This window comes from Vibrio sp. 10N.222.46.A1 (assembly GCF_041473595.1).
Lineage (GTDB): Bacteria > Pseudomonadota > Gammaproteobacteria > Enterobacterales > Vibrionaceae > Vibrio > Vibrio tasmaniensis_A.
The window spans coordinates 1-2721 of sequence record NZ_JBFRSN010000835.1; the positions used below are offsets into that span (position 1 = coordinate 1).

A 2721-nucleotide genomic window follows, 5' to 3' on the forward strand; every position below is an offset into this window, starting at 1 on the left:
GGTGTCATTCGAGATTTGACTGAAATTTCAGATATGAAGTTTCCAGTTTTTGCGAAAGGTGTTCATCCAGTACCGGGAAAGAAAGAGATCTATTCTGAATTGGGCGCTCCGATCACTTGCGGGGGAGCAAAGGTCTCTACGGGAGATATCATTGTTGCTGATGCAGAGGGTATTGTCGTTATTCCTAAATCAAAGAAAGACGAAGTGTTTTTAATGGCTTCAAAGAAAGCAAGTGACGAAGCTTCATTAACACTCGCTGAGTGGGAAACGAGTCATAGGGCTAAAATAGCGCAAGCAATAACGTCTGCGAAACAAAACTTAAGTAGTGCTACAAGTTGATTTGTAACGCGTGGCATTTTCATCAATTAACAGGCGTTAGGCGACAACGAATAAATTCATCCATGGAGAAGAGAGTGATCGTACGGACTGCGACGAAAGAAGACTCAAGTGTCTTGTTAGAGTTTATTGAACAAAAAGCTGACTTTGACCGGAGTATGAAAGGGTTTAGTGGCGAAATCTCGACAACTATAGAGAAAATCGAACGCACATTATTTGGTGATTACGCATTTGCCCATTCATTAATATTGGAACGGAATTGTGAGCATTTTGGCTTCGCACTGTATCACTATCGATATTCATCCTTCAGTGGAGAGTCATCAATCTGGCTTGACGACCTATTGGTTACAGGAAATCAAAGATCAAAAGGGTATGGCCGTGAACTTATGTTGGCTTTAAAGTCACAAGCGGAGTCATCATATGCCTCTCACATCTCATGGACGGCAAGTCCACATAATAAGAAAGCGCATGATTTCTACAAAAGGTTGGGTGCAGAGGTTGAGCGAATGGATGGTCAAAGACCTTATTTCCGTTGGACAATGTCCGACTCGTGATCACATAAAAAGAGAACTATGAAAATAACGACGCTGGTTGATAACTCTCGACTGGATAATAGGAAAGATTTAGCCGTTGAGCGCGGACTATCACTGCATATTGAAACTGAATCGCTAAAGATCTTGTTCGATATGGGAAGTGGCGATACGTTTTGTCAAAACGCACCATTACTGGGTATTGATATCAAAGATGTAGACCTCGCTGTCATATCACACAGGCATCATGATCATTGTAGTGGCACCGCTGATTTTGTTGCTCATAACTCTAAAGGCAAAGTGTTTCTGAAAAATTGTGAACAGAAAAACTACCATTTTCGGGCTTTCGGTTTTAAAAGTGATGTCGGGATCAATCCGGACTTACTAGAAAACAGCAACGAGCGGTTAGTCTTCGTTAATCGTACGACTGAGATCGCTCCAAATGTCTTTGCTATCACAGATATTAGCGTGAAACACGAACAACCTAAGGGTAATAAATACCTTTATACACAGTCTAAGAATCGACGGGAGCGCGACTCATTTGATCATGAATTACTGTTAGTGGTTAAAGAGCCAGATGGTTTAGTTATATTCACGGGATGTGCGCATAGTGGCGTTCTTAATATGGTTGATACAGCGGTTACTCTGTTCCCAGGAGAGAGAATAAAAGCGGTTGTCGGGGGCTTCCATTTAGTGGGCTTACCATTGTTCAATAGTATTGGTGGCACAAAGCAAGACATTAGAGATCTTGGATTGACGTTGTCTCAATACCCCATTGATAAACTGTATACAGGGCACTGCACAGGCAAGAAAGCTTATGGCCTGTTGAAAGAAGTATTAGGTAAGCGTCTTGAGGCAATGCCGACAGGTCGATGTATTCATGTGTAACGTTGGTCAAACCTTAGATGTACGTTTGTCTTTTGGTAAGAATTAAGGAGTTTTAAGTGAGTCAGGAAGTAAGAGTAGGTGTCGCTGCGGTTATTCTACGTGAAGGACGAGTACTACTTGGAGAACGAATTGGTTCTCATGGGGCTCATACGTGGGCAACGCCTGGCGGACACCTTGAGTGGGGTGAAAGTATCGAAGAGTGTGCCAAACGCGAAACACTCGAAGAGACTGGCTTAGTTGTTAGTGCATTTGAGAAGCTGACTTTTACCAATGATATTTTTGAGAAAGAGAACAAGCACTACATAACGCTGTTTGTTGTTGCTTCTGACGCTAGCGGCGAACCAGAGATAACAGAACCTGATAAATGTAAGCAATGGAAATGGTTTAAGCTAGATGAGTTACCTGAGCCATTGTTTCTTCCTCTGACGAATCTGTTGAGCGATCCGGTCGTCCTTGGGAAGCTGGCGCAGTAAACGCGAATGATTGGAGGGCAAATCAATGAGAGCACCTTTTCAAGTTTTAGTCTTTCCCTACAAAACAGTCGACACCAAACCTCGGTTTTTAATCGTACGCAGAAGTGACAATAGTGTATGGCAGGCAATATCCGGTGGTGGCGAAAATGATGAATCAATTCTTGAAGCAGCAAAACGAGAGCTTTCTGAAGAAACTCAGTTAGCCGGTGATAACTGGCAGCAGCTTGATTCAATGTGCATGCTTCCAAAAGTCTTTTATGCAGGGAATCACAATTGGACTGAGCATCCATTCGTCATTCCTGAGCATTCCTTCTCAGTTAAAGTCACAGAAGATCCTGAACTATCAAGTGAACACACAGATTACCGTTGGTGCGACTACCAAGAAGCTATTGAACTTCTAACATATGACTCAAACAGAAACGCGCTTTGGGAGATTAACGAAAGGCTTTATAAAGCTAGCTAAAGTACACAGATTAATTAACTCTATATTAGAG

General features: G+C 42.4%; 4 protein-coding genes and 1 pseudogene. All 5 read left to right on the plus strand.

Translation table 11 applies throughout. From position 1 onward, the window contains the following. Positions 1–339, plus strand: a pseudogene (locus AB4496_RS20730) (RraA family protein); the annotation flags it as partial. 62 nt (positions 340–401) lie between these two features. Next, positions 402–890 (plus strand): GNAT family N-acetyltransferase, encoded by a 489-nt coding sequence (locus tag AB4496_RS20735; RefSeq protein WP_009846830.1) that lies wholly within the window; start codon positions 402–404, stop codon positions 888–890. 18 nt (positions 891–908) lie between these two features. Beyond that, positions 909–1754 (plus strand): MBL fold metallo-hydrolase, encoded by an 846-nt coding sequence (locus AB4496_RS20740; protein ID WP_009846829.1) that lies wholly within the window; start codon positions 909–911, stop codon positions 1752–1754. Between the two features lie 56 nt (positions 1755–1810). Next, complete coding sequence (locus AB4496_RS20745) at positions 1811–2227, plus strand: NUDIX hydrolase (protein WP_009846828.1); 417 nt, start codon at positions 1811–1813, stop codon at positions 2225–2227. Positions 2228–2252: 25 nt separating this feature from the next. Next, positions 2253–2690, plus strand: coding sequence for an NUDIX pyrophosphatase (locus AB4496_RS20750; protein ID WP_009846827.1), 438 nt, complete (start codon positions 2253–2255; stop codon positions 2688–2690). Positions 2691–2721 lie beyond the last annotated feature (31 nt).

What these genes read in the sequence shown, in the direction of transcription:
- AB4496_RS20740 (WP_009846829.1), top strand. Translation starts at nt 909, where the DNA reads ATGAAAATAACGACGCTGGTTGATAACTCTCGACTGGATAATAGGAAA.
- AB4496_RS20735 (WP_009846830.1), top strand. Translation starts at nt 402, where the DNA reads ATGGAGAAGAGAGTGATCGTACGGACTGCGACGAAAGAAGACTCAAGT.
- AB4496_RS20750 (WP_009846827.1), top strand. Translation starts at nt 2,253, where the DNA reads ATGAGAGCACCTTTTCAAGTTTTAGTCTTTCCCTACAAAACAGTCGAC.